Origin of the sequence: Bifidobacterium primatium (genome assembly GCF_002802875.1) — a bacterium.
Lineage (GTDB): Bacteria > Actinomycetota > Actinomycetes > Actinomycetales > Bifidobacteriaceae > Galliscardovia > Galliscardovia primatium.
Genome location: NZ_PEBI01000001.1, coordinates 910,221 through 932,061 on the forward strand (window position 1 = coordinate 910,221; position 21,841 = coordinate 932,061).

Annotated in this window: 14 protein-coding genes and 1 tRNA gene; 9 read left to right on the forward strand and 6 right to left on the reverse strand. The window is 63.0% G+C overall.

Annotation, left to right across the window (positions count from 1 at the left end; all coding sequences use genetic code 11):
- Positions 1-126: 126 nt before the first annotated feature.
- Both CS006_RS03345 and CS006_RS03350 read right to left on the reverse strand, forming a co-directional pair.
- The gene (locus CS006_RS03345; RefSeq protein ID WP_100510321.1) at positions 127-2,946 is read right to left on the reverse strand and encodes an HAD-IC family P-type ATPase; all 2,820 of its coding nucleotides are present in this window, start codon (positions 2,944-2,946) and stop codon (positions 127-129) included.
- A 496-nt stretch (positions 2,947-3,442) separates the two neighbouring features.
- The gene (locus CS006_RS03350) at positions 3,443-5,437 is read right to left on the reverse strand and encodes a S1C family serine protease (protein ID WP_100510322.1); all 1,995 of its coding nucleotides are present in this window, start codon (positions 5,435-5,437) and stop codon (positions 3,443-3,445) included.
- A 185-nt stretch (positions 5,438-5,622) separates the two neighbouring features.
- On the opposite strand from CS006_RS03350, the gene tgt reads away from it, so the two are divergent.
- The 4 genes from tgt (at position 5,623) to CS006_RS03370 (ending at position 8,938) form a co-directional block, all read left to right on the forward strand.
- Complete coding sequence (gene tgt, locus CS006_RS03355; RefSeq protein ID WP_100510323.1) at positions 5,623-6,954, forward strand: tRNA guanosine(34) transglycosylase Tgt; 1,332 nt, start codon at positions 5,623-5,625, stop codon at positions 6,952-6,954.
- A 94-nt stretch (positions 6,955-7,048) separates the two neighbouring features.
- On the forward strand, positions 7,049-7,795 hold the full coding sequence (locus tag CS006_RS03360) for a nitroreductase family protein (RefSeq protein ID WP_100510324.1): 747 nt from the start codon (positions 7,049-7,051) through the stop codon (positions 7,793-7,795).
- A 184-nt stretch (positions 7,796-7,979) separates the two neighbouring features.
- A tRNA-Leu gene (locus tag CS006_RS03365) sits at positions 7,980-8,062 on the forward strand.
- A 528-nt stretch (positions 8,063-8,590) separates the two neighbouring features.
- A complete protein-coding gene (locus CS006_RS03370) occupies positions 8,591-8,938 on the forward strand; it encodes a hypothetical protein (RefSeq protein ID WP_243386647.1) in 348 nt (115 codons plus the stop codon).
- 22 nt (positions 8,939-8,960) lie between these two features.
- On the opposite strand, the gene CS006_RS03375 is transcribed toward CS006_RS03370, so the two are convergent.
- Positions 8,961-13,232 carry an AAA family ATPase gene (locus CS006_RS03375; protein WP_165777209.1) on the reverse strand — a complete coding sequence of 1,424 codons (4,272 nt, stop codon included), beginning with the start codon at positions 13,230-13,232 and terminating at the stop codon, positions 8,961-8,963.
- 689 nt (positions 13,233-13,921) lie between these two features.
- Between CS006_RS03375 and CS006_RS10725 the strand changes: the two genes are divergently transcribed.
- Positions 13,922-14,089: a hypothetical protein gene (locus CS006_RS10725; protein ID WP_165777210.1), complete on the forward strand. Its 168-nt coding sequence runs from the start codon at positions 13,922-13,924 to the stop codon at positions 14,087-14,089.
- A gap of 70 nt (positions 14,090-14,159) precedes the next feature.
- Here the strand turns inward: CS006_RS10725 and CS006_RS03380 are convergent, their stop codons facing one another.
- Together CS006_RS03380 and CS006_RS03385 are read right to left on the reverse strand one after the other, a co-directional pair.
- The gene (locus tag CS006_RS03380; RefSeq protein ID WP_100510327.1) at positions 14,160-15,236 is read right to left on the reverse strand and encodes an AAA family ATPase; all 1,077 of its coding nucleotides are present in this window, start codon (positions 15,234-15,236) and stop codon (positions 14,160-14,162) included.
- Positions 15,237-15,420: 184 nt separating this feature from the next.
- Positions 15,421-15,645: a helix-turn-helix transcriptional regulator gene (locus CS006_RS03385; protein WP_243386649.1), complete on the reverse strand. Its 225-nt coding sequence runs from the start codon at positions 15,643-15,645 to the stop codon at positions 15,421-15,423.
- Between the two features lie 120 nt (positions 15,646-15,765).
- On the opposite strand from CS006_RS03385, the gene CS006_RS03390 reads away from it, so the two are divergent.
- The 3 genes from CS006_RS03390 (at position 15,766) to CS006_RS03400 (ending at position 19,118) form a co-directional block, all read left to right on the forward strand.
- Positions 15,766-16,242, forward strand: coding sequence for a helix-turn-helix domain-containing protein (locus tag CS006_RS03390; protein WP_165777211.1), 477 nt, complete (start codon positions 15,766-15,768; stop codon positions 16,240-16,242).
- Positions 16,243-16,254: 12 nt separating this feature from the next.
- Positions 16,255-17,346, forward strand: a complete 1,092-nt coding sequence (locus CS006_RS03395) for a site-specific integrase (protein ID WP_100510329.1) — start codon at positions 16,255-16,257, stop codon at positions 17,344-17,346.
- 506 nt (positions 17,347-17,852) lie between these two features.
- Complete coding sequence (locus CS006_RS03400) at positions 17,853-19,118, forward strand: hypothetical protein (protein WP_100510330.1); 1,266 nt, start codon at positions 17,853-17,855, stop codon at positions 19,116-19,118.
- A gap of 105 nt (positions 19,119-19,223) precedes the next feature.
- Here the strand turns inward: CS006_RS03400 and CS006_RS03405 are convergent, their stop codons facing one another.
- Positions 19,224-20,519, reverse strand: coding sequence for an O-acetylhomoserine aminocarboxypropyltransferase/cysteine synthase family protein (locus CS006_RS03405; protein ID WP_100510331.1), 1,296 nt, complete (start codon positions 20,517-20,519; stop codon positions 19,224-19,226).
- Positions 20,520-20,784: 265 nt separating this feature from the next.
- Here CS006_RS03405 and msrB point away from each other — a divergent pair, with 265 nt between their 5' ends.
- On the forward strand, positions 20,785-21,801 hold the full coding sequence (msrB, locus tag CS006_RS03410; protein ID WP_100510489.1) for a peptide-methionine (R)-S-oxide reductase MsrB: 1,017 nt from the start codon (positions 20,785-20,787) through the stop codon (positions 21,799-21,801).
- The last annotated feature ends 40 nt before the right edge of the window (positions 21,802-21,841 follow it).

The window sequence follows — 21,841 nt, forward strand, 5'->3', positions numbered from 1 at the left end:
TTCCTGCTGGTTGTGCAGCACGTAACGGATAGGAACCGGAAACGTCCCATGGTTCCCATCGGTTGCGTAAGTTGCAGCGGACGAGAGCCAACCCATGGTTCCCGTCCGTTGCGTGGAGCGTCGGCGTCAGTCGCGGTCCACGAGCGCGGTGAGGGCCCAGAGGATGCTGACCACGTCGATGGCCTCCTGCATGAACGCGCCGACGACCACGGGAATCAGGTTGAACGCGGCGCAGACCATGCCGACCAGCGCCAGTCCCAGTCCCAGCAGCACGGCCTGCATCATCACGCGCTTGGTGCGCCGCGCGATGGCGACGGCGTTCGGCACGGCGGCGATGTCGTCGTTCATGATGACCACCTGCGCGGACTGCGACGCGGCCGTGCTCGTGCCGTCGGTGATGGCCATGCCGATGTCGGCGACGGCCAATACGGGCGCGTCGTTCACGCCGTCGCCCACCATCATCGTCACGGATTTCGTGGTGGATTCGCCCACGAACCGCTGCAACGCGCGATCCCACCACGGCTGCTTGCGCGGCTGCTCGTCGGTGGCCGCGCGCACGGCCGCCACCTTGTCTTCGGGGAACAGTTCGGATTTGACGTCGTCGATGCCGACCTCAGCGGCGATGACGTTCGCCGACGCGGCCTTGTCGCCGGTGAGCATGGAAAGTCGATTGACGCCCAGCGAACGCAGTCGTTCCAACGATTCCCTGGCATTGGCGCGCGGCACGTCCTTCAGGACGATGCGCGCGACGAGCCTGCCGTCGACGGCCACGTAGGCGGCCATTTCGTCGGGTGCGAGGTCGGCGAAGTGGTCGGAAGGGAAGAGCGCATCGCGCATGGCATGGTTCCGGGCGCGAGCGGCGGCCTTGTCGGCCCGTTCGCGCAATGAGACGGCCGCCGACCGAGAACGGTCCGCCTTGAGAACCTTGCGGAAACCCGTGCTGCGCGGAACCTCACCGACGCCGCGCGGGCCGGAGTCGGCCGATGACCTCGCCGCCGCAGTCTCGGAAACCGATGCGGATACCGCGCGGAAGCCGCGCTCGGCCCGTTCCGGCAACGAGGGCGACGAATCCGATGGATCCGAAGAGCCTGTGGCCCCTGTGGCCACTGATTCCGCCGCCAACGCTGCCGCAGACGCCGATGCAGAAGCCGAAGCAGACACAGAAGCAGAAGACGATGCCGATGCGCCCGGCAGTACGACAAACTGTTCGGCGACCGCACCCATGCCGCGCATGCCGGCCGTTACGAAGCCGAATCGTCCGACGCGAACGGTATGGCCGTCGACCTCGCCGCTGACGCCGTTGCCGGCGTCCTCCTCGATATGCCTGACCACCGGATATGCGCGTCCATGGCCCGGACGTCCGTTTTCGGGGCAATTGCGCTGGCCGGAATCGTATTTCGCGTGAAGCCGTTCGACCGCCGCCGCACCCGCCTTGGCGATACCCTTGGCGAGGATGTGCACCGAATAGCTTTCCACCACGCCGGCGAACATGAGGATGTGATCCTCGTTGAGTGCGGCGGACCGGGGCCTTACCTGCTCGGCAGACACCGACGGCTGCGCCGCGCCTGATGCGCCCGATACCCCGACAACGCACGGCGCCTCGGCAGATCCCGCACCAGCCACAGCGTCCGCACCGACACCCGATGGCACGGCCACCACGCCGACCGGCTTGTCCACGCGCACGACCTGCGGCTTCTTGACGGTCAGCGTGCCGGTCTTGTCGAAGAAGATGTGCGAGACGCGGCCGAGATTCTCCAGCACCTCCTGCGCCTTGATGAGGATGCCGGCCTTGGCGAGCCGCCCCGTGCCGGCCATGTAGGCCACGGGCGCGGCGATGAGCAGCGGGCAGGGTGTGGCGAGCACGAGCACCTGGGCGAATCGCGTGGGCACGCCGGAGATGATCCACGCCGCACACGCGATGATGAACGAGACCACGGTGAACGGCACGGCCAGCAGGTCGGCGGTCTTGACCACGGTGGCGCGTGAGCTCTGCGCCGACCGCACAAGCTCGAGGATGCGCTGGTACTGCGAGTCGCGCGACAGTTCGGTGGCACGCATGGTGAGCATGGTGGCGCCGTTCACCGCGCCGGACATCACGCGCGCGCCGACGAACACCTCGCGCGGCATCGGTTCGCCGTTGATGTTGGAAAGGTCGAGCGTGGCCGAACCGCTGAGCAGTTCGCCGTCGACGGGCACGGTCTCGCCCGGCAGCACCTGTAGCACGTCGCCGCGTCGCACCCGTTCGACCGGCACCGTGCGCAGATGCGATGCCGCGCCGCCGCCCGGATTCGCTCCGTCCGCGCTACCAGCACCAGCCACCAAGCTCCCGACGTCCGCACCTCCCGCAGCAGCACCGTCAGCGCCGCCGCTCAGGTTCACCCCGTCCGCAGCTCCCGCAGCTCCCGCAGCTCCCCCGACGACGCCCGGCAGGTTCACCACATGCGCGGTCTGCGGCGCTGCCTCCATCAGCGCGGTCAGGCTGCTTTCGGCCTTGGCCTGCGCATATTCCTCGATGGCCTCGCCGGAGCTGATCATCAGCACCACGGCCCAGCTCGCCCAATACTCCTGCACGGCCAGGGTGGAAAGGATTGCGACGACGGCGAGCACGTCCACGCCCACATGACCGTGCCGGATATCGTCGATCATGCCACGCAACGTATCAATCACCGTGTAGACGACCAGCACGATGACCAGCCATTGCCCCACGCTCGGATCGACCCCCCAGAACGGCCTCCCCCACGGCCGCCAATCCCACAGTCCGGCCACGACGAACGCGGAGAGGATGGTGATCGGCAGCAGCGGCACCTGCCGGCAGATGCGGCCGCACGCGCGCACGACACGAACGGCGATGTTGGGTTTGATGGGGTTCCCGATGGATTTTCCACTAGACTCCCCGCCAGGCTTTTCGACGGGTCTTTCGTCGGGTTTCCCGATGGCTGTGCTCATCAGATGCTCCTTACACTGGTTGTAGGGGGCCGACATCAGCGTCAGCCACATCCCAGCCGGGAGCGTATGCGCGGGGATTCCGCGATATGCCGCGTATCGATGATATCGATGGATATCGAATCGGGTAGGACGTGATTGCGCGCTGTCGGCGCTGCAATAATCACGCCTTGTTAACCCACCCCAACGTGCGGCCGGCCGAAGGCCATGGCCGCCGTTGTGATACACGGCGTAAAGATTTCGATATTCAATTATTTCGGTAGCCACCATACCAGCGGCCGGCCGGCGGACACGCCGGCGCCGGCCGCAAATGCGATCACCGACGAAGCACGACCACGGCAAGCACGACCACGATGGAGCATGGTCACGATGGCAAACGCGATGAACGCAACCGACGAACGCGTATGCCGCAATCGCATAGAAAAACGGCCCGGGCAGTCGCCTGCCGGGCCGTTTTTCGTATCAGCGAATCAGCGGATTCTCAGATCAGCGGGAATCATCACCATCCGAAGTTGAACGGGTCGCTGCCGCTTCCTCCGTTGTCGGAGTTGCCGTTGTTGTCGGAGTTGCCGTTGTTGTTCTGGTTGTTGTTGCTGTAGCCGTTGGATTCGGAGCGGTTCGAGCCGTTGACCGCGCTTTCCTCCTTGTTCATCGTGACGGACAGTTCGATGGTCTTGCCGTCGCGGACGACCGTGAGCTTGACGGTGTCGTTGAGGGCCGTGGCGCGGACGTATCCGAGCAGCGAGGCGTTGGAGCCGACGGTCTTGCCGTTGTATCCGACGATCACGTCGCCCTTCTTGACGCCGGCCTTCTCGGCCGGGCCGCCGGAGACGACGCTCTGCACGGCGCTGCCGGCGCGGGTGACGCCGTCCGCCTCGGCGGTGTCGGTCTTGACGGTGACGCCGAGCGCCACATGCTTGACCTTGCCGTTCTTGATGATCTCGCTGGTCACGCGCTTGACGAGGTTGGACGGGATGGCGAAGCCGATGCCGATGGAGCCGCTGGACGACGACGAGCTGGAGCTGGACGACGACGTGGCGATCGAGGAGTTGATGCCGATGATCTGGCCGGCGCCATTGAACGTCGGGCCGCCGGAGTTGCCGGGGTTGATGGCGGCGTCGAGCTGCACGGCGTTGGTCACGATCTCGTTGTTGTCGTCATCCATCACAGTGACGGGGCGGTTCAGCGCGGAGACGATGCCGGTGGTGGCGGTGTTCTCGTAGCCGAGCGGGTTGCCGATGGCCATGACGTTCTCGCCGACGGCCAGTTCGTCGGAGTCGGCGAACTCGGCGACGGTGAGGTCGCTCGGGGCGTTCTGCAGCCTGATGACCGCCAGATCGGTGGTGACGTCGGTGCCGACGAGCTTGGCCGTGTAGAGCGAGCCGTCGGAGAGCGTGACCTGGATCTGCGTGGCGCCGGAGACGACGTGGTTGTTGGTCACGATGTCGCCGTCCTTGGAGATGATGGCGCCCGATCCCTTGGCGGTGCCGGTCTGACCGCCGGACTGAATCTGCGTCTGGATGGCGACGACGGAGCCGGAGACCTTCTTGGCGACGGACGTCCAGTCGACGGCCTGGCCGGATTCGGCCTTGGCGCTGCCGGAACCGGAGCCGGAGCTGAGCGACGACATGGACGACGACGTGGGCAGGGAGACCCAGCCGCCGGTCAGGGCCGCGAAGCCGAGACCGAGGCTGACGGCCACGGCCACGACCGCCGCGACCACGGCGGTGAGGACCGGGGAGATGCCGCGGGCGTTGCCGCCGTTCGGATTCGGTGGAAGCGGACCGCCGTTGTTGCCACCGTTGCCGCCATTATTGCCGCCATTCGGCTGCTGGCCGGGATTGCGGAACGGGTTGAACGGCGAGCCGCCGCCGTTGCCGGAGCCACTGCCGCCATTGCCTGCCGCACCGCCGTTGCCATTGGCATCGGGCTGCTGGTTCTGCGTGGGCACCGGACCGTAGGCGCCGTATTCAGGCGCCGGACGGTACAGCGGCTGGCCGTTCGGCTGCGTCGGCTGCTGCGCACCGCCGTTGGACTGCGACTGCTGCGGCTGGCCGTAGGCGCCGTACTGCGGCGCGGGCTGGTATCCGGCCGGGGAAATCTGCGAAGTCTGTGTCGGAGCCGCCGGCTGGGCGGGCGCGGCGCCGAACGGCGAGGGCACCGACGGCGCGACCGGAGCCGAAGTCGGTGCGGGGAACGCCTGCGTGGGCTGGACGTCGGCGGCGGGGGCCGCGGAGGCCTCCTCTCCCGAAGCGGCGGCAGCGCCCTGCTCGGCGCCTGCCGCAGTATCGGCGCCGGCGCCGGCGACCGGCAGCGCCTCGGTCGGCTGCTCGTTGTTGCGCTCGACCGGCGTGATGGATTCCGTCTCCTGCTCGGAGGTCGGGGTCGGGGCCTCGGTCTGCGCCAGCAGCGGATCGTGCAATGCGGCATTGGGCGTACGGCCCGAATCCGGCTGCTGAGGATCCCATGCGGGAACGTTGTTGTTTTCAGCCATTGTCACTCCTTGTTCGCTACATGGAGCTGGACGCCCATGTACTCGATGATTCCTGAACTATCTAAGAGTTAAGACTTCCCCTCTGGAAGTTTCCTGAATGTTCCTTGAAAGATATTGCCGAATAGTCTCCCGACTTGCCCATATTTCCCACATGGCGGATTATCCCTTCGCTTAGAGTTGTACGTATGACTGACGTGACAGACCCCACCAACACCACCATCGACCTTGTGGAACACCCTCGCGGCGCCGCCGAAGGCAGGCCCGGCGACCGCAGCGCATTCGGCTTCGAGATCACACGGCGTCTCGACCCCACCGCCGACGGCCTCGGCCGCGGCGGATTCCGCCATGGGCGCAGCGGCATCATCCACACCCCCCACGGCGACATCAAAACCCCGGCGTTCGTGCCGGTCGCCACGCAGGCCACGATGAAGGCCATGCTGCCCGAACAGCTGGTGGACCTCGGCGCGCAGTGCACGCTCGCCAACGCGTTCCATCTGTTCGAGCGCCCCGGCGAGGACATCATCGACGCGGCCGGAGGCCTCGGCAAGTTCATGAACTGGCATGGCCCCACGTTCACCGATTCCGGCGGCTTCCAGGTCATGTCGCTCGGCGTCGGATTCAAGAAGACGCTGGCGATGGACGTCACGGGACTCAAATCCGACGACATCATCGCCAAGGGCAAGGAACGCCTCGCGTTCGTGGACGAGGACGGCGTCACGTTCAAATCGCCGCTCAACGGCGACATCCACCGCTTCTCGGCCGAGATTTCGATGGGCATCCAGCACAAGATCGGCGCCGACATCATGTTCTCGTTCGACGAGTTGACCACGCTGATGAACACACGTTCATACCAGGAGCAGTCGGTGGAGCGCACGTTCCGCTGGGCGAAGCGCTGCGTCGCCGAGCATCAGCGACTCACGGCCGAGCGTCTCGGCAAGCCGTATCAGGCGCTGTTCGGCGTGGTGCAGGGCGCGAACTACGAGGATCTGCGTCGTCACGCGGCACAGCAGATCGCCTCGCTCGACTTCGACGGCGTCGGCATCGGCGGTGCCATCGAGAAGAACATCCTCGGCAACATCTGCGCGTGGATCTGCGACGAGATGCCGGAACTGCGGCCGCGCCACGTATTGGGCATCGCCGCGGTGGACGACATCTTCGCGGGCGTGGAGAACGGCGGCGACACGTTCGACTGCGTGGCGCCCGCGCGCACGGCCCGCAACGGCGCGATCTACACGCGCGACGGCCGCTGGAACGTGCTGCGCACCGCGCTGAAGCGCGACTTCCGACCGCTCGAGGAGGGCTGCGACTGCTACACGTGCACGCATTATTCGCGCGCGTATCTGCATCATCTGCTCAAGGCGCGCGAGATGAGCGGCTGCACGCTGGCCACGATCCACAACGAGCGTTTCTTTGTGAAGCTGCTCGACGACATCCGCGCGTCGATCGACGGCGGCTATTTCGACGAGTTCAAGCGCGAGACGCTCGCCCGCTTCTACGCCAACGGCTCCCGCGGCTGAGACGCTCCCAGCCACCGCCTACGATGGGAGCCGGCACACGTAATCGTCACGTATTTCGTCACCCGTATGGTTTTGGGGAACAGAAGGAGAACTCATGGACCTGCTCGAAGCGATGGAGGCGCGTCACGCCATCCGCATGTACACCGACGAGGCGGTCGACGCCGAGACGCTGGCCGCGGTGCAGAATGAAATCGACGCATGCAATGCCGAAAGCGGCCTGCACTTCCAGATGGCCCATGATCTGGACGATGCGTTCCTCGGACTGAAGACGCATTACGGCCGGTTCAAGGGCGTGCACAACGCAATCGCGCTGGTGGGTGCGCCGGTGCCGCCGGCCGAAGACGCCACCGCAGGCTGGGTGAAGGAAGGCACCGCCGACGAGGCGGCCACCGACCCCGGCGAAATCGCGCTGCAGGAGAAGGTCGGCTACTACGGCGAGCGCCTGGCGCTGAAGCTCGTGCAGCTGGGATTGGAGACCTCGTGGTCGGTGCTCGACAACGCCGATGCGGCGCCCGACGCCTGGTGGCGACTCGGCCCCGACGAGAAGATCGTGTGGGTGCTGGCGTTCGGTCATGGCGCACGTCCCGGCGGCAAGCACCGCACCAAGCCGATCGAGGAGCTCAGCCGCATCCCCGAAGGCACGGAGATGCCCGACTGGTTCCGCAGCGGCATGGAGGCGGCCATGCTTGCGCCCACGTCGCTGAGCCAGCAGCCGTTCCTGTTCACACTGCACGAGGACGGTTCGGTGAGCGCCGAGGCGACCGAGGGTCTGTTCGCCCACGTCGGCCTCGGATGCGCCAAATACCATTTCGAGGCCGTCTCCGGCCACCCCGTGCGCTGAGCTGCAATCCGCCGTTCTGCAGGTTATTCGCCAAACCCGTTGCGAAACCCTATAGGGCCGCACATGCAGCGGAATCGGTGAACGACCGCAGGATTGCTCCACAGCGTATACACAATCACGACACGCCGAAGACACGCCTGATTTGGCATATTCAAAACCGCAGTGCTAAATTAATCACTTGTCTGCGAGCGTGGCGGAATGGTAGACGCGCTGTCTTCAGGTGGCAGTGAGTGTATGCTCGTGGGGGTTCAACTCCCCCCGCTCGCACGATTGAGGAAAACCCCGAATCGTTGGAATCCCAACGGTCCGGGGTTTTCTCGCTGTTGACATCCTTGTTTTTGACAACACTTCTGACAACAATCAGAACTCTTCCAATGATATTCGGTGCGTAAGAATCATGTTCCTACACACTGAATAAAGCTGTTTCCACCAAGAAACATACGACATTGGCATTCCGTCAATGAAAGCCTCTACCATATTGCAATCATTGACTTGGGACACTTATCCCACTTAGGACATTTACTTAGGACATGTCTAATATATTGAAATTATTGACTTAGGACACTTGGGACAAATATTTATTTATTTATTTATTTGAAGATATTCCTCGGTAGGTGTTGTTTTGGGGCAAGCGAATCTTTGATTCGCGCGGCAGCGTTGCGTTTCTTGCGGCATGGATGCGGTGCCTGTATCCTGAAATGTTTTCCGTGGTTCCCGTGTGATTGGAGTGGCCGGTGAGACTGAGGTATCCCGTGGCTTTCGTCTAGGCATCTGTCGTCTGGATGAAAGGAATTCATGATGTCAAGGACGTTCAAGGACCGTCCGTATCGCATCCCGGCCCGCGAGGCCCTGGACCACGGTTTCGTCCGTGACTCGCGGCCGCCACGCCCCGTCACGGGTGATGTGTGGAGCGCGGATATGGCGGGGTACTTCCATTCGCGCCGCAACCGGCGGAACCATCTGCCGCTGCGTCGCTGGGGCGACTGGCGGTGGATCGAGGGCGACTGGGTCACCGACTATGGCAGCCGGCACGAAATCCGTGCCCGCCTGAGACTGGCCGCCGAAGCCTATAACCACGGGCTCATGACCGATGATTGGGACGACCCCGTCGTCTATCAGCGCCGCCGCTGCTGGCACCTGTGACCGTCACGCCGCCCGGGACCGGTCATATGCTGAAAACCGGGCCGCTGAAGGACGCCGAGGGCGACGAGGAGCCGTCGTAGCCGCCGCTGGCGGGGGTCTGGTACTGCTCCCTGATCTCCAGGCACTGGCGCACGTCGTTTTCGAGGGACGCCGCCCTGACCAGCCTTCCCTCGTCGCGGCCCTCCGTGAGGTCGGCGGCGTGTTCGACGTACGCGTCTCGCATGGTCATCTCCCAGCTGGACCGCACGTCCATGTCGTGCTCGTACTGCAGGGCGGCCTGCTCCATACGCTTCGGCCCCATGGCCTCCAATTGCTTCCGGCTGAGTCGTTCGACCGGCTTCACCTGTTCGTCGATGGCCTCGCCGAGCGTCATGACGCCGCCGTCCTTCATGCCGTATTCCCAGCCCCACATGCGGTTGCCGGGATCCCGGCGCTTCATCTCGGCCAGGGCCTCGCGCAGTCCCGGTTTCACGCTGAGACGCGGCCGCCAGTCATACCACCATGACGGCATGGAAGGGTAGTCGCCGGGCTCTTCGTAGAACTTCCGGGATCGAATACGCTCGTAATCATCCTGGTAGTTCCGCATCAGGCCGTACGACCACGGCGCGAACTGCCGGCTTTCCTCGCTGGGCGTGTCGACGATGCGTTCGTATCGTTCGATGGCCGGCTGCTGCACGTACCGGCGCAGCACCTTGAGGGCCGCGTCGTCGACCACGCCCCGTGCCGCCGCCTCACGTCCGTCCGCCACGGCCTGTTCCAATACGGCGATGTCACGCGCCCTCGCCACGGCCCTGTCGTGAAGGATGGGCCTCTCCTCGGTGGCCCGCAGGCGCTCCAGCGCCTTTCGGTAGATCCGCGCCCTGCAATACCAGATGGCCTCGTTCTCCCATGCGGCCCTCCACGCGCCCGTCGGCGGGTCGCGGAACGGCAGGGGCACGCGGTCGAGCGTCCCCCGCCCGGAGGACACGACCGGCATGTCCGCGTGCATGTCCAGTCCGTCACGGGGCGCCGTGATCGGACCGCAGCAGTACGCGTGCATGGCCTCCCGCCCGTTCATGGCCTTGACCGGGTCGGGGCGGCCGTGTCTCCAGTCGTTGGGTTCGCCCAGTTCCGCAAGCGTTCCTTGCAGCCTCGACTCCGCCTCGATCACGGCGGGGTCGTGGCCGATGACGTAATCGCGGTTCGCCCTCTCCCGCCGTTTCTCCTGCTCGCTGGGATGGTTGGGGTTCTCGTATTCGACCGGCCGCACCCCCCACCGCGTGTGGAACTCGTCGCGGACGCGCGCGATTCTCCTGTCGAAGCCGTCCAGTTCCTCCCGCCACTGGTCGAGTCTCGCCTTCTGCCGTCCCAGCAGGTCGAGGAACGGCTTCGGGGGACGGTTCATCGACCGCACCCACTTGTCCTGGAGCAGGCCGCTGATACGCGAGTCCCGTTCCAGGACGGCCTCGTCGTAGCGTTCGCCGGCCTGCCGTTTCGCCTCCTCCAGCCGTTCGCGGTCATTATCGACCCGGCGTTGCAGTTCGACGACGCGCTTCCACGCCCGGCGTCGTCTTCCGTCGGCCCGGCGCTCGGCCAGATCGGCCTCGTCGAGCGTCCTCCGGTCACGCGCCAGCCCCTTCCTCATGGATTCGGGCGTGTCCGACCATTCCCGTTCATCCACGTATCCGAGGTCATGCAACGCGATTCCGCTGTCGTCGAGCAGTTCTCGCATCAGGCGCAGGCGCTCCGGGTCGGCCGCCCCGCCCGTGTCGGGCATGCCGAGGTCGGCCGTGATCTCGGCCCTCGCGTCCCGTTCGAGCTCGGAGACGAGGCCCGTGCCCGTGTCGTTGCGGTAGGCGTCCTCGTACATGGCCTTCATCTGTTTCAGGTCGCCGGCCACGGCGTAGACGCGGTTCTCGCCCCGTCCTCGTGTCTGCCCGACGTACATGCCGTTCGCGGTCGACGCCTCGTCGAGCCAGGTGACGGACCGGGCTCCGGTGACGCCCTGGTTGCCGTATGTCGTGGCCGCGTACCCGTATTCCACGGCGTCGGCCACGTAGTCCATGGGCAGGGTCACCATCCGGCCGCCGTCCAACGGCTCGGCCCGCAGGCCGGTGTCGTCGATGGCGGTGACGCGCCAGCGGCGGCGGTTCGCGACCCCGAGGAACCGGTCGTTGCGTCGGGTGGCTATCAGATCGCCCCGTCTGACGCGGATGCCGTCGCGGCCCGTGGCCTCCGGCCCGTCGAGCACGCCTTCGTGTTCGAGTCGTGTATGAATGGCGGCGTTCACGGCCAGCGCCTGCGCGCGGGTGCGCACGCTGACCACGGTGCCCTCGCGCCATTCGGACGCGATGCGGGCCACGAGCCGTTCCGCGTCGTCGAACCGCTCCACCAGAGCCTTCTCCCCGACGGGGCGGCGGCATAGGATGTCGAACACGCCTCCGGGGTCCTCGCGGCCGCGCATGCGCAGGGTCAGTGCGGCGTACGCGGGGTCTCGGAACCGGTGGGTGATGGTCATCTCCGCGTGGCGGGGCGTCTCCTCCAGGGCGAGCTGCAGGACGCCGCCGGCGCCCACGGCGGGCAGTTGGGCGCGGTCGCCGACCATCCACACCGGGCATCCGTACCGGCCGGCCAGTTCGAGCACGGCCACGGCGACGTCCTGGCCGAGCATGCCGGCCTCGTCGATCACGATCGTGCGCGGCCCGTCCGGCCCGTCGAGACGGTATGCGTCGTCCCCCGGCGTGCGGCTGTCCCCCCGCCGCCATATGCCGTGCCCGTCCATGCGCCAGCCATGCTCCCAGATGAGCTTCTGCACGCTGTCCGCCGGCAGGTCGAGTTCCCCGCCCAGCACGTTCGCGGCCTGTTTCGACGGGGTCAGGCCGATCACGTCAAGCCCCCGCACCGCCGCCTTGAGCATGGTGGTCTTGCCGGTGCCGGCCGCGCCCTCGACGACCTTCAGCCCGCCGCCCGAACGCAGGTATCCCACGGCCGCGCGCTGCTCCCGGTCCAATCCCCGCACCGTCTCCCCGTCCAGCGGCGGCACGGCCGTGGCGGGGCCGGCGGCGTTCAGGCCGAGCAGCAGGGAGCGGATGCGCTGCTCGCGCTCCAACACGAGCGGCGACGTGTAACGGCGATGGTAGCCCCGGTCCGGCGCGCCCATGCCGGCCGCGAGGTCCATGCTGCCCCCGACCGCGCGGGCCGCGATCGCCCCGATACGGTCCATCATGCCCAGCACGTCGTAGCGGCGTTCGCCCAGTATCGTGACGACCTCGGCCTCGACCTCCCAGCGCGAATACGCGCTCCGCCCCCTCGCCACGAGCCGGTCCACGGCCAGGCGGGACACCTCCACGTCGTCGATCAGGGCCGGGTCCGGGGCCACGGGCGCGGGCAGCGGCGGCAGGTCGGGAAGACGGCCGAACTCCGCCAGCCACTCCCCCACGCCCTTCTCCCCCGTCTTGGCGGGACGCCCCTTCTTCCACGCCAGCCGTCGGAACGCGTGCAGGGTGCGCGCCGGCGGCATCTCGTCCGGGTCGGCCCCGTTGCGCTCCCGCCATTCCGCGATCAGCCGGTCGAGCTCATGTTCGGCCTGGTCGCGCCGCTTCGACGCCCTCGCCGCCATGTCCTCCAGTTCGGGCACCGAACCATCCGCCATCAGCGTCAGCCCGTGCGCCGCGAACAGCCGCCGGTACTCGATGTCGTTCGCCATGCCGTACGTCTCCAACGCCGCCAAAAGGGGCGCGAGCTCCCGCATCGGCTTCGTGCGGAACGCGTGCCACCGGCCGTCCGGCCCCTTCGTCCGGTTCACGACCACCGTGTGCAGATGCAGATGCGGGTCCCCCGCACGCGACGTGTGATGCACCGCCACCGCAGCCTCCATGCCCAGGCCATGCACGTCCACCTGCTCGCCCCGGCCGCCCACACGCGTCACCAGACGCGACGCCAGCACCCCAATCTTCCGCTCGTTGACCAGACGGGCCCGCGACTCCACCGCCCCGCGCAGGGACGCGTCCCCCAACGCCCACGCCAGCGACTGGGCCTTGCCCACCGTGAACGTCCAATCCGCTGCCAGCACCGAATTCGCCCGCACCACGCCACGCCTCTCCACACCATCCGCACTGCGGAAACGCAGCAGGTTCGAGAACCCGTCCCGCTCCAGATCACGCCGGGCCGTCAGCGCCCCTCCGGCGTCATACGACAACCCCATCACACGGCCCACATACCCCGGATACGCCTCGGCCGCATCCCAGTAATACGACGCCACCGCCGACGACGAGCCCGAAGCCGACGCATGGACCAGCCGGAAACCATACACCACCACGCACCACCACCCCGACCAAGCCGGCCACAAGACCCCGCACCTACCAACGGTAGGCAGAGCACATTCCCTATATGCGTTGAATCGTATGGTCTTCGTCCATATGCTGCTGGTACAAGACATAGTTGGATTTCATGGACTACTTTTCGATGACAATGGGTTATATCAATGGCATGTCGCCATCCATTTCCCCGTGTGCTCTTCAAGCGATACGAGGAAATGACACGAACCGACTGACATTGAAGTGTAGAGACATGCAATAGCAAATGGGTGGCGGAGGGAATTCCTTCCGCCACCCATATCCAGAAACGGGCCGGTTAAGCCCAGCGGCTTCGACTCCGTCCGGTCAAGTCTTAGGTGCAGGCCTTCAAAACACCGAACAGGTGGAACTGTCTCCGCCACCACTTCCATTATCCATCATCATCCGACACGGCGGTTACGCGGTCGGAAAAACAAGAACTCTTATCCATGAGTGACGAACCATATAATCGGCCAGTTTGACTCTTCCGGTTTGCTTCAAACCTCATGTTTTCCAGTACGCGGAAGCATTCCCTGCCCCTTGGAACGCCGGATGCCGGCCTTTCACCCGCTAAAGTGGGATGCGGCTCTGCCTCCGACGTGGAACTCGGACGTGGAGCGGCGGAATCGTTCCGTCAACATCCAGAAACAAACAGGTAAGGAGAAGTCTCATGAAGACCAATCCGCAGGGGCCGCATGACGGCTCATCACAGTTCACCATCATCGCTACGGCCTCGACCGTGGCCCTGGCCGGGCAGATGTCGCCGACGCTCGCATGGATCGCTTTCATGGCGGTTCTCGCGTACGCCGCGGTATCCGACTGGCGTGAACGCAGGTAGGCCGGCATAGCCTCTGTCGGCGGCCGCAGCCTGTGGGCTGCGGCCGCCTTCCTTTTGACCGGTATCATGCTCAGCCGTTGGTGTTCCTCAGGAATGTCTCACGTGCTTCATCAGCGGAAGAGTATCGCTCGGTCAGATACCAGATGGTGCGGGCGGCCGTCTCCCGGAGTCGGGCCGTTTTGACCAGTCCCATTCTTTCGAGCTGCTGCCGGGCGCGGGTCAGCCGTTTCACGTCCGACTCCCGTTTTCCGTGGCAGGCCTCGATGATCTCGCTCCTCAACGCGACCCCTCCTTTTTTGAGCAACGCCTCGTAGACCTCGTGCATGGCGTCACTCAACGCGTCGGGGTCCACGGCCTTGTCCAGCGCATATTGACGTGCGAGAATCTCGTTCAGGTCCTCGCCGGGGGCCTCGCACACGTTCTCAGCGATGGCGAATCGGGCGGGTTCGCCGTTGATGATGCGCGTGATCTCCTTGATATCGTAGGCGTATACGGCCCCGGCCCGGCCTTCGTTCGCTTTGGTCACCTCGAGAAGATGCTTGCGCCGGCTCTCGTCGAAGACGAATCCGATCGCCTGCCTGGCACCGTTGCGCCAGGCCGCCGATCCGATGTACGAGTCCTTGAGGGAACGTGGCTTACGGTTGCAGTGACTGACCATCACGATGGCCAGATCGTGTTTGACCGCGAAGGCGCTGAGGCTGACCATGACCTTGTTGACGTCGTCCTGACTATTGCTGTTCTTACGGCCGATGTATTCCGTGACGGGGTCGAATATCACCAGACGGACGTCGTTGTCGTCGACGTATCGGCCGAGCTCTTTTTCCAGATTTCGGCAGATGTCCAGATTGTAGTCGGCCCCCAATAGTGTCAGCCGGCTGGTATCGGCTCCGCAGGCTTCGAGTTTCGCACGCATCGCCCCGGGCTCGGTCTCACGGTTCAGGATGATGACGTCCTTGCCCTGCCCGTCATATACGCCTTCCGCCTTGCCTAGGGTAACCTGGGTGGCCAGCCAGTTGAAAAACGTGGTCTTGCCGACTCCCCCGTCCCCGTAGGCCAGGGTGACGGCCCTGAGCGGGATGAACGGGGCCAGCCATCTGACAGGGGCCGATGGCTGTATTTGGTTGGCTTTCACTAGTTTGCTGTTCATGATTATCCCGTATATACATGTCCTAAGTGGGTTAAGTGTCTCAAGTCAATGTTTTCAACGACTGTTGCATGTCCTAAGTACGTCCCAAGTAGATTCGGAACACGTCGCAACTGACATGTATACTAAGTTTGGTTGGTTTTCGATAACTGATTTTTGAAATGCCGCTGTGTCAGCAGCGGCATTTTTATCGCAGTTCAGCAGTGGAGATGTGTTCATTGGCGGCCAGCCAATCATCAACGTCTGAACGACGGTAGATAACCAGCTTGGACGACGGCTTGATGAACTTCGGTCCTTTACCCGTATAGCGCAACTGCGCAGCAAGCGCTCGGGTCATCCCTGGCACATATTCGCAGAATTCTTTAATGTTCAAGAACTGGGCTGAATTTGATGATTGCGTCGCATTATCCATAATTACTCCTTTTCAATACGAAATCGTAGAGATTTTTTTCCATACGATATCGTATGTATTATTTTAATCACAAAAAGTCCAATTCCTTCAGGGAAGGGCGGCAAGGATAATATGGGCTCCATGAACAATGATGACGCCAACATTATCGTCGGGCAGAACTTAGCGCGCCTTCGCGAGAATAGGAACCTCAGCCTCGAAGACGTCGCACGACTCATGCGACAGCAAGGGTATAAATGGAAAAAAGACACCGTTTACACTATCGAGCAAGGCCGTAGAGCATTGAAAATCGCCGAAGCCCACGATCTGCTGGGCTGCTTAGGCGAAGACCCGACAGACATAGGCAGTCTTTTCCGGAGGAACAACGAGCATATTCTTTCTCTCAAAATCAACCAATTAGATAGTCTCTCCCGAAATATTCAGCGAGAACTCGAACAATTCGAGCAGCAGAAGCAAGTGATTGGACTCACTATATACGCAGACACCAGCAACGGATATCTTTCGGATGTATTGGCAAAGCATTACGCCGATAGATTTACAGGCATTCTGGACGACATGACGCAGACTCTAAAAAAACACATTCCTGAATCCAAAGAATAAGCAAGGAAATCAATGACCACAAACGTTTATCCGTACCAAACCACCAAGGGAGAACGACGCTACCGAATCGCCTACCGTGATAGCCAACACGTACAACACACAAAACGTGGATTCAAAACGAAAAAAGAGGCCCAGGCATATCTCGCCGAAAAATCGGTCTCCCTTAATCAGGGAACCTATACGGATCCTCGCGCAGGTAACATTACCATCGGCGAACTGTACGACGTATGGTATGCGGGAAATAAAACCGTATGGTCCAAGTCCTATGCGCACAACATCGACTCCAGCTGGAAAACGCACGTCCAAGGATATTGGTCGGAGCGTAAGCTCAACACAATACAGCATTCCGAAGTACAGATATGGGTGTCAGAACTCGCCGCCAAGCGGTCGCCCACCATCACCATGCGTGCATTCGGAATCCTTAAAGGTGTTTTTGAAATGGCAGTGGCCGACCACCGTATAGTGGAGATACCGACGAAGAATGTCAAGCTACCCAAGAAAATAAAACGCCCCCACCGATACCTCACGCACCAGCAGCTTCTCCGACTTGCAAATGCCAGTGGAAGATATCGAACCCTGATTCTGGTCCTTGGATTCTGTGGCCCCAGATGGGGCGAAGCCACTGCCTTGCGACCAAGCGACATAGACTTCGTTGCCAACCGCATATCAGTCAGCAAAAGCGCTGACTGGATTGGCGGAAAAGTACATGAAGGACCGGTCAAAACCTATCAAAATCGCACCATACCCATGCCTTCCCTCGTCGCCGAAGCACTCAAAGAACAGATAAAGGGGCTCCTGCCAAATGATCTAGTCTTCACCGACGCTGATGGCCAATATGTGCGGCAGCAGAGCATAGGAAAGAATCATGTCAGCTGGTATGCACATGCCTTAAGAAGAGCGGGAATCACCCCACTGAAACCGCATGACCTCCGTCACACAGCGGCAAGTATCGCCATTCGCAGCGGGGCCAGTCCAAAAGCAGTGCAACGAATGCTCGGGCACCGTTCGGCCGCTATGACCCTAGACACGTATGCCGATCTCTTCGATAAGGAACTCGATGATGTTTCCTCAAGCATCGACAAACTGCTAAAAGACGAATCGTGACAACATTTTGACAACAATCGGCTTAAATTCAATACCACACAGCAGAATTGACGATGCTCAATATCGGCGTATTTTCAATCGTTTCAGCCATTATGTAATCAGCCATGAGTGTTAGCGGAGTTTTCAACTCCCCCCGCTCGCACGATTGAAAACCCGAATCATTGGAATCCCAATGATTCGGGTTTTTTCGTTTTTCAACCGACTATGCGCAAGCAACCAGGGTTAGGGTTATAGGCCAAATTGTGTGTCTGAGGGTCTAGTCGTTTGATGGCCATTCGACTCGGGGGTGGAAGTCGTTCCATTCGATGTATATGAACGCCATCATCCGGATTCCGCAAGCGCATACACCCTTGAATCCACTCCTGAAACCCTCACCGCTCCCCCATATGCTGAACGGTCGATGAACATGACGCGAAATATTACAGAACGGCGGAAAGCCGCCGCATCACGCATCACGCCACGCGGGAGAATGGTCTCAGGAAGGTCATGACGACCGAAGGAGACTCGTGAGCACCGATTCCAACCCGCATCCATCCAACGAATTCGACCGTGCCAACAGCGCCGCCGACAATGCCAGGCCTGACATCACTGCTGCCAGAAGCAACGTCCCCGGCAGTAACCTCGATGACATCAACAGCAACACCGGCAACACCGGCAACGTCACCTCGTTCCCTGCCCCTTCATGGCAGGATGCCATCAAGCTGACGCAGCCCAATGCGGGCCAGCCCGACCTATCACAACCGGTCACACCACGACCCGACCTGTCACAGCCCGTCACCACCGGCCAGCAAACTTGGCAGGCCCAGCCTCAGTCCCAGGCCTACCGGCCCCAGCCACAGCAGCATATGGGTCCGCCGCCCACCGGCCAGCCGATCGCAACGCAGACTCCCCAGCCGACAACTGCGCAGCCGCCCCTGTGGCAGCCGACCGTGTGGACCGGCACCGACCAGCCCCGCGCCGACGCCGAGAAGGAGTCCAAGGGCGAGGAGCTGCATATGGCCTGGTTCTATACCAAGTTCGCCCTGTTCTGCTGGGTGTTCGCCATCGGCGGCCTCTACTTCCAGCTGGACCAATACGACGGCCGAATCGCCCTCGACACCATCATGCCGGCCCTGCTTTTCGGCATACCGGCGATTATCACCACGGTCGTCGCCGGAGCCTCGTTCTACCGCTGGTACGGATTGCACAGAACCAGGAATCCCTATCAAGGCCTCATCGGCGTGGTCGGCAAGGACATCGCCGCCGCAGTCGGCGGCAAATCGTTGAAGATGCCCAATTACGATCAGGACGGCGACCCGGCCCATGACAAGATTCGCCGCGTATTGTTCGATCCGACGGCGAACGCAACCGTGCGCTTCCCCGTGTTCATTCCCGTCGATTTGTGGCGTCGGTGCGCCGAAATCGCCGAGCGCAACGCCACCGGCAGCAGCGCCGGCAACGCCGATTCCAACCTCACCGGCCTTGACAAGGCGCTCAGCGATCATCTCGACCAGATGGAGGCGGCGGGAAAAATCTCGCCGTCATTCCGCGAGCATCTTGACCAGAAAACGGATGGCGAGCGCCGTCATACCGCCTACATCGTGCTTCATGTGGCGAACGGTCAGGCGTCAATCGTCGGCATCGACCCTCTTCGCACGTTCGAACAGCGTGCGGAATTCGACGAGAAGGGCGCGTCCAAGTGCGTGACCGGCGGCCGATACGACGGCTATGCCAAGGCCATCATCGTCGGCAGGCAGGCGAACGATCATGACGATTTGATGGCATCACGCTAATCGTCCGTTCCAAATCGCCCGTATGCTAATTCGCCTGCGGCCTGATTGCGCCGGCCACGCCTCCGACGCCGGTCACGCCTCCGACGCCGGCCGTCCGGCGCGACGTCAGTACGCGCCGGCGATGGCCTGGTCGAGATCGGCGATCAGATCGTCGACGTCCTCAAGGCCGATCGACAGACGAAGCATGTTGTCGGTGACGCCGGCGGCGCGACGCGCCTCGGCCGGCACCTCGCGGTGGGTGATGTGCGCCGGGTCCACGATCAGCGAGCGCGCGTCGCCGATGTTGGGCACGTAGGAGAACAGTTTCGTGCCGTCGATGATGCGCCGCACGTTCTCGGGGCTGCCGTCGACGAGGAACGACATGATCTGGCCGACGCCGTTGGGGAAGTATTTGCGCACGAGCTCGTATTGCGGCGTGGTGCCGAGGCCGGAGTAGTTGACCTTCGTCACATGCGGATTATGCGTGAGGTGTTCGGCGATGCGAGTGGCCGTGGCGACCTGCTGCGAGACGCGCTGCGGCAGCGTCTCAAGGCCGACGAGCGACAGGTACGCGTTGAACGGGCTTTGCACGGCGCCGAACGTGCGCAGGTATTTGATGCGGATGCGCTTGATGAACGCGGCCGAACCGTATTTTTCGCCGAAGCTGTGCCATTCGCCGGCGCGGTCGTCGCTGATGACCTGCTGGCGCATGGTGAACTGGGGGAAGCGGCCGTTCGTCCAGTCGAAATGGCCGCCGTCGACGATGATGCCGCCGATGGCGTTGCCGTGGCCGGTGATGCCCTTGGTGGTGGAGTGCACGACGATGTCGGCACCGAATTCGATGGGGCGCAGCAGGTAGGGGGTCGGCACGGTGTTGTCGACGATCACCGCGATGCCGTGCCTGTGTGCGAGCGCGGCCAGCGGTTCGATGTCGAGGACCTCGGTGGAGGGGTTGGCGACGGTTTCGGCGAAGATGGCGCGCGTATCGGGACCGATCTTCGATTCGACCTCGTCGAGGTCGTTGATGTCCTTCACGAAGTCGGCGTGGATGCCGAACTGCGGCAGGAAGTCGCCGAGCGCGTCGACGCTGGCGCCGTACAGGTCGGTGGGCGCGATGATGCGTCCGCCGCCTTCGCCGGCGCACATGAGCGCGTAGGTCACGGCCGCCATGCCCGAGCCGACGGCGACGGCACCGATGCCGCCCTCGAGAGCGGCGACGCGGCGTTCGAGCGCGTCGACGGTGGGGTTGGCCACGCGGGAGTATTCGAATCCGTCGAGTTCACCGGCGGCGAGCGCGTCGCCGCGCAGGGCGTCACCAAGGTTGAAGGCTGCGGATGCGTAGATCGGCGGCACGGCCGCGTGATCATGCTCGTCGTTCGGTTCGTATCCGGCGTGAATGGCCTGTGTTCTGAAATTCGTCATGACTTCTTCCCGACGTCTCTCTACAACGTTGTCGTTGTCCTCGTTGCTGCCAGGCGCTGCGCAATGATAATGATTATGACGCAACGCGACTGAGACACAGTATAAGCATGAAGCACCGCAGCGGTCAGCCCTACCGGCCCTATCGTCATGGACTGGCGACCCATCGTCACAAACCGGCGGTTCACCTGCGATCGACGGCACGAACGCATAGTCGAGGGTCACGTTGTGACGGTGCTCTGACGGCATGAGCACATACACTGGCAGCATGAGTGATGAGAATCTGCATGCAGACGTGACGGCCGACGATACTGATACGACCGCGCCCACCCCCTCCACCGCCGATGCGACCGAGACCGCAACCGCCTATTTTGCGGGCGGCTGCTTCTGGGGTCTTGAACGGTATTTCCAGGAGGTCGATGGCGTGACGGCCACGACGGTGGGCTACGCGCAGTCGAATACGCCCGATCCGACGTATGAGCAGGTGTGCTCGGGCGAGACGGACGCCGCGGAAACGGTTCGCGTGGAGTTCGACCCGTCCCGCGTGACGCTGCGCACGCTGAGCCTGCTGTTTTTGGAGGTCATCGACCCGTTCTCCGTCGACAGGCAGGGCAACGATACCGGCCGTCAGTACCGCACGGGTATGTTCTTCACGGATCCGACGCAGCAGACGGTGTATATCGCCGCGATCGAGCAGCTGATCGACCGTATTCCGCAGCGTCCGGCCGTGCTTATCGAACCGTTGCGCAACTTCTATCCGGCCGAGGAGCATCATCAGGATTATCTGGAGAAGAATCCGGGCGGCTACTGCCATATCTCGTTGGAGAAGATTCGCAATGTGAAGCGTCGTCAGAAGTACGTCGACCGTATCTGGGATCTGACGCTGGAGCAGTTCGCGGTCACGCAGAACGCGGCGACCGAGCGGCCGTTCGTCAACGAATACGACCATACGTTCGAGCCGGGCATCTACGTCGATATCGTCAGCGGCGAGCCGTTGTTCTCTTCGGCCGACAAGTTCGATTCCGGCTGCGGCTGGCCTGCGTTCTCGAAGCCGCTGCGCACCGATCTGGTCACCGAGCATGAGGACGACCGCGTTCCGGGCCGGCCGCGCATCGAGATTCGTACGGCTGAGACGCAGATTCATCTGGGCCATGTGTTCGATGACGGCCCGGCCGAATTGGGCGGGCATCGATACTGCATGAATTCCGCCGCATTGCGTTTCGTGCCGTTGGAGCGCATGGAGGAGGAAGGCTACGGCGACTACATCGCCCGGTTCATGAAGTAGCCATGAAGTAGCCGAACGCAAACGAAAAGCCGCCCCGGAG

What these genes read in the sequence shown, in the direction of transcription:
- CS006_RS03345 (WP_100510321.1), bottom strand. Translation starts at nt 2,946, where the DNA reads ATGAGCACAGCCATCGGGAAACCCGACGAAAGACCCGTCGAAAAGCCT.
- CS006_RS03350 (WP_100510322.1), bottom strand. Translation starts at nt 5,437, where the DNA reads ATGGCTGAAAACAACAACGTTCCCGCATGGGATCCTCAGCAGCCGGAT.
- tgt (WP_100510323.1), top strand. Translation starts at nt 5,623, where the DNA reads ATGACTGACGTGACAGACCCCACCAACACCACCATCGACCTTGTGGAA.
- CS006_RS03360 (WP_100510324.1), top strand. Translation starts at nt 7,049, where the DNA reads ATGGACCTGCTCGAAGCGATGGAGGCGCGTCACGCCATCCGCATGTAC.
- CS006_RS03370 (WP_243386647.1), top strand. Translation starts at nt 8,591, where the DNA reads ATGATGTCAAGGACGTTCAAGGACCGTCCGTATCGCATCCCGGCCCGC.
- CS006_RS10725 (WP_165777210.1), top strand. Translation starts at nt 13,922, where the DNA reads ATGAAGACCAATCCGCAGGGGCCGCATGACGGCTCATCACAGTTCACC.
- CS006_RS03380 (WP_100510327.1), bottom strand. Translation starts at nt 15,236, where the DNA reads ATGAACAGCAAACTAGTGAAAGCCAACCAAATACAGCCATCGGCCCCT.
- CS006_RS03385 (WP_243386649.1), bottom strand. Translation starts at nt 15,645, where the DNA reads ATGGATAATGCGACGCAATCATCAAATTCAGCCCAGTTCTTGAACATT.
- CS006_RS03390 (WP_165777211.1), top strand. Translation starts at nt 15,766, where the DNA reads ATGAACAATGATGACGCCAACATTATCGTCGGGCAGAACTTAGCGCGC.
- CS006_RS03395 (WP_100510329.1), top strand. Translation starts at nt 16,255, where the DNA reads ATGACCACAAACGTTTATCCGTACCAAACCACCAAGGGAGAACGACGC.
- CS006_RS03405 (WP_100510331.1), bottom strand. Translation starts at nt 20,519, where the DNA reads ATGACGAATTTCAGAACACAGGCCATTCACGCCGGATACGAACCGAAC.
- msrB (WP_100510489.1), top strand. Translation starts at nt 20,785, where the DNA reads ATGAGTGATGAGAATCTGCATGCAGACGTGACGGCCGACGATACTGAT.